We start from the raw sequence: 4,998 nt of genomic DNA on the forward strand, positions 1-4,998 counted from the left end.
GGATAGATGAACTTGGCGTGCTTCTTTAGGGCCATTCAAGAAACGCGTTTTGGTACGGTTCGCAGCTCGCGATTGAAGACACGACAGCTCGTGCCCCATCACAATGCTACTGGGCTTCAGGTCACGTCGGCTGTGCTCGCAGGCATGTCTGGGCGCTTGAAAACCCCGAGGCCGGCATCGTGGAAGTTGAAGATCTGGACTTCCGGCGCTGCCTGGAGATCCAGAAGCCCTATCTTGGCTCTCTCGTTGGTGTCTATACGGACTGGACGCCTCTGGATGGCCGGCCTGGGCTCTTCCCGGAGGACATCGACACATCCGATCCCTGGCAGTTCCGGAATGTGCTGGTTTCATGATAGCCGCCGGGCAGGGCAGCGGCGCAACGGGTTTCTGCTCCGGCAAAGCTGCCGACATGGTTCTCTCCCGGCGCGGAGGCAATTGGCGTGGACCGACGATTCCGTACGGAAGGTCTCGTCCAACTCGAGACGTTAGAGTTGGCAATAAGGAAATTGACCTGATGGATCTCACCACACGGCTTGTCGTCGCGATCGGGCTTGGCGCGCTTCTTATCGGGGCGTTCATTCTCATATAGCCGAATGTGACGTTTCAAACGCCTTTCACGCGTTACATTGCCTGTCGTGCGGCAATTCTGGCGGGACTGGACGGCAGCATCGATTTCTCGTCCTGCCGTCGCTTGTCCGTTGGTCGGATCGCCCTGTGCCTACCCAGAGAAGCGCTTTGACTAAGCGAGCTGCAAGCACACCGAAGCATGGATTGCCGCAGACGGTTCCCATCGCCCCCGGGTGTCGTTGCGCAGCTAAGCAGCACAAGCACGCAAGCTAGGTGCGTGCTCTATCGCCTCTGGCGCGGTCACGCCTGAGAGTTGCAAGCCGTACGACGCGGCAGAACAGCTGGTTTCAAAATCCGGCATCGACACCGTCGCCAATTCCCATAGCTTGACCACGGCACTGAAAACGCGCTCCCGCCACAGCCGCCGCTACTACGGAAGGTGATGCGATTCTCGCCGGCTCGCCTGCATCCAGAGGGACGAGGACTTCGATCCTGTATTGCTATCGCGACTGCAGTTCGGCTGGGTCATCGGCTGGCACATCCTGCTGCCGGCTATTACTGTAGGATTGACCGCGTTCATCGCGATGCTGGAAGGCCTCAATTTCTTGACCGGAAGGGACATCTATCTCCGCATCTCGACGTTCTGGATCAAGATTGCGTTCGGGATGGGCGTCGTCACCGGTGGCGATGGCCCAGGACGGCGTGAAGGCGCGGATCGAGGAGATCATGCCGAAATTGAGACGGCGGAAGGGTGAATGAGACGGCTTGCAGTTGCGCGCACGCGTACGCGTCCACCGAATGTGACATTAGCGCAACCTGATTGAGCTAACGAACACGCGAACAGAACAGTCGCTTGACGATCAAGGCAGACTGCGACAGCGTTTGCCGTCCGGGGGTAAGCGGCGCACGGCTCGTCGAGAGCTAGTAAAAAGGGGCAGGGGCCTTTCTCGACGAGCCTGCCTCGGACATACCCGCTCGCTAAGGGAGATCGGCGACAAGGTGCGGGTCGAGGAGATCACGCCGAAGGTGAAGAAGCGCTGACGTCGTCCTAACTTCAAATTAGCCCGGAGAGGTGGAATAGCCTGGCAACTCGCACGCCAAGGCCAATAATGGTTTGGCCATCATTGGCGGCGAAATCCCAACCGCAAAATACTGCCCAGCCAAAAAGCAGGATTGAGAAGCGCATTAGCACATTCTAAAATAGATAAATTGAATAAGCGTTAAAGGCTTCTTTTGCGCGCTGGCATTGGCAGGGCTTCCCCAGTGCGCTTTTACAAAGGGGCGATACTGGGTAGGGGTTCAGGGCAGCGGAATCGGCTTGTCGCTGAGTGTGCGCAAGTACGCGATCACGTTGACCCGTTCGGTCTCGTCCGGGACACCGGGCGTCTCCATCTTGACGCCCGGCGTTGTGAGCATGGGCCCGAAGAGATATGTGTTCAGGTCCTCATACGTCCATACACCTTCCCAGCCCAGCAATGTGTCGGAGTAACGCATACTTGCCATGGATGCCTTGTCGCGGCCGACGACGCCCCACAAGTTGGGCCCCGTCTTGGTCTCTCCCTTTGGCTCGGCATTGTGGCAACCGTGACACACATGGGTGAAGTAGGTTCGGCCTTTCTCGACATCCGCATTTGACAATTTCATCGAGATAGGGGCTGGCGTTGGCAAGACGACGCCGTGCGACAAGAGATAGGCGGCAACTTCATGTTGCCCCTTGAATTTTGCCATGTGGAGCGGTGTCTTGCCGTCCTTTGTCTTCGCATTCACATCGGCGCCGGCCTCGACCAGTGCCTTCACGCAATCGAGACAGCCGGATCTGACGGCGATGTGAAGGGCGGATTCACCGCCGCGCTGCGCATTTGGATTTGCGCCCCCCTGCAGCAACAGATTGATCAAGTCGACCCTGCGTTTTGCCAAAGCCGGCATGAGGGGAGGTCCCAAAAGCGGCGTCGGGGCAACGTTGGCGTCGGCACCTCGTTCCATGAGCAGTTTTGCCGCCGCAAGATGCCCGCCCCTAACCGAAAGATAGAGCGGCGTTGCTTTTCCATCGCTCTCGTCGACGCCGGCACCGGCGTCGAGCGCTGCCGTAATTGCCGCGACATCTCCCTTCACGGCGGCGTCGTGAATGGCGGCGGCATGCGATACAATCGGGATGTGTGCAATCAGCAGTGAAATGAAAAGCAAGGACATGCGCATTCGGCACCCCTGTGTCAAACCGGAGGACGCGGCACGCTGCGAGAAGGGATGACTTTAGTCCGAATGCTTAATCGCGGCAATGTATTTCAGCAACTGCTGTCGTAAGCACATGAGTTGTCCGGATTAGGTAGCACGCGAGTTGTCCGGTTTTATCGCCAGCGAATGGAGGCTGGGGATGAAGCGGGCAGCGTGGCTAGAGGACCGGAGAATGCAGAAGTTTCGGGATGTATTGAGCCGCTGGAATGGCGGCGATCTTTCGATGATGGAGGCAGGCGAGTTGCTGGGCATGTCGGAGCGGCAATTCCGGCGTTACCGCGAGCGTTACGAAGAGGCTGGGGAGGCTGGGTTGCTCGACCGGCGTTTGGGCAAGCTTTCGACGCGCCGGGTGCCGCGGAGGGGATCGAGGAGATGCTGGAACTTTATCGCCACCGCTACCTTGGCTGGAACCTGAAGCATTTCCACGAATACCTGCTGCGCGATCATGACTTCAACTGGGGCTACCCCTTCATCGAGACGCAGCTTCATGCGGCTGGGCTGGTGGAACGGGCCAGGCGGCGCGGTGCTCACCGGCGCAAGGAAGTCGTGCGAGGGGAACCTCTACAAATCCGACGGACCTCACGGTCGTCTCGAACACTGCACGAGACAGATTTGCGGGCATTCGGAACTTGCGTCGTATCCCGGCCTTCAACTCACCCCGCTCTGTAATAAAGCAGGCCATTGCTGCGTCCTTCCGTGAATCCAGCGCGAGCTTCTATGAAGCCGGAGCGGTTCTCAATTACTGCGGATACCACCCGAGGTTCGGTTTCTCCGCCGTCAACACTGGACGACAGGTTCTGGATTTTGAGAGCGTGCTCTCTTTGGATCAGGAGGCCGCCATTCCGTCCAACCCAAGCAAGTGGTTTGGTTAGACCAGACGGACCCTAAGCTGTCGTTCTCATTAGGTCGCGATTTCTAAGCAGTGCTCAGGAACGAGCGCTGGCTTCGGCAGCACGATTTTCTACGCGAGCCGATCCAGGTACATCTCGAGCGCCGAGATGGGCTGATGATCGAATTGCAAGACGCCAGGTCAGGCGAATTGTCACTGATTTCATCGCTGGTGTTCCTAAGCACCGCGGAGCGAGGCCATCAGCCTGTTTTCCTCATCGACGAACCCGAGCAGCCTTCACCCGAACTGGCAGCGCGAGTATGTCGAACGTGTAATAACCTCCACATACTACAGGCAGACCCATGTGGTCATCGCGACCTATGCGCCTCTTGTCGTTACAGGCGCCTTGGCGTGGTCCAAGGACGTCGTTGGGTCTTCCAGATGGTCAACGGCTGGCCGCTGCGCATTCCGCTCGTGGATTCGACTCCCACGAGTATAGAAGAGGTCCTTTGGCGAGCCTTCGATGTGGTTACGCCTGCCATTTCGCCGTGAATGAGGCGAGGCGGGCTTCTTGCTCTACGTTGAAAGCCACTGAGGGTGAGCCCGCCGCCTATTGGGGCGCCGGCGGCGGACCCTGTGTAAGCGGCTACATCCTTTTGAATCGACCGCTCAGAGGGTCAATGTGCCACTTGAGGGTGAGTTCCCTTTAGGATTCTAGGCAGTGCGGTTTGGGTAGCGTCCAGATCGCCATGCGACTTCGATTTTCAAGCGCGACATAGGCCATCAGGCGTAGTTGTAGCAAGACCAGTGTACCGGTAGCATATGGAGCCTGGACATTAGGCCCACCCTCGTGTCCAGCTATGGTCGGCACGGTCGCTCAACCCGTTTTTGGTCTGTCTGATCGTGCCGACTACCGCCCCCCAGGTCCCCTTCCAAGGGCTTGTGCTTTGGTGGCGATTGTCCGCAGTCGGACAGGAACGTAAGGTGAAACTAGCGAGGACTTTGCGCGGCTCCGCTACTGCGGGATTGCGCCTAGTTGCAACGGCCAGAACAAATCAAGGCCAAAAGCGAGCCGCTAGGCGCTACCCAGCCGTAGACCCAAAAGAATGGCCGGTGCGGGGATGCTTAGGTTGGAAGCGTGGGCCGCACCTGCCATTGCGGGATAGCTCTTGGGGATCATCCCCCGCGCTGCCTAATCAGCGATTGCTCAATTGAGACTGACGTCCCTACCCAGCCGTAGGGGGATAGCTAAATCCAGCTAGGGGAAAGACCGTTGCGCACAAAACCAAAGGAGCCGCTAAGCAGTTGACCGTTGCACCGCTGGCGATCTGTGCACATGACGCCGACCCATCCAACGTCTATCCTTAAGC

Annotated in this window: 3 protein-coding genes and 1 pseudogene; 3 read left to right on the plus strand and 1 reads right to left on the minus strand. The window is 58.3% G+C overall.

Translation table 11 applies throughout. From position 1 onward, the window contains the following. Together EN925_RS23115 and EN925_RS23120 are read left to right on the plus strand one after the other, a co-directional pair. Positions 1 to 353, plus strand: a pseudogene (locus tag EN925_RS23115) (homospermidine synthase); the annotation flags it as partial. 711 nt (positions 354 to 1,064) lie between these two features. Then, a complete protein-coding gene (locus EN925_RS23120; protein ID WP_206519187.1) occupies positions 1,065 to 1,322 on the plus strand; it encodes a cytochrome ubiquinol oxidase subunit I in 258 nt (85 codons plus the stop codon). Between the two features lie 544 nt (positions 1,323 to 1,866). On the opposite strand, the gene EN925_RS23125 is transcribed toward EN925_RS23120, so the two are convergent. Further along, positions 1,867 to 2,763 (minus strand): ankyrin repeat domain-containing protein, encoded by an 897-nt coding sequence (locus tag EN925_RS23125; RefSeq protein ID WP_127368734.1) that lies wholly within the window; start codon positions 2,761 to 2,763, stop codon positions 1,867 to 1,869. 208 nt (positions 2,764 to 2,971) lie between these two features. Between EN925_RS23125 and EN925_RS23130 the strand changes: the two genes are divergently transcribed. Next, a complete protein-coding gene (locus tag EN925_RS23130; protein WP_164768974.1) occupies positions 2,972 to 3,214 on the plus strand; it encodes a helix-turn-helix domain-containing protein in 243 nt (80 codons plus the stop codon). The last annotated feature ends 1,784 nt before the right edge of the window (positions 3,215 to 4,998 follow it).

It is taken from the genome of Mesorhizobium sp. M7A.F.Ca.US.006.04.2.1 (assembly GCF_004022915.1).
GTDB classification, from domain to species: Bacteria; Pseudomonadota; Alphaproteobacteria; order Rhizobiales; family Rhizobiaceae; genus Mesorhizobium; species Mesorhizobium ciceri.

Bases quoted from the DNA above. Each gene is read 5' to 3' on its own strand.
- EN925_RS23130 (WP_164768974.1), top strand. From the start codon at position 2,972: ATGCAGAAGTTTCGGGATGTATTGAGCCGCTGGAATGGCGGCGATCTT.
- EN925_RS23125 (WP_127368734.1), bottom strand. From the start codon at position 2,763: ATGCGCATGTCCTTGCTTTTCATTTCACTGCTGATTGCACACATCCCG.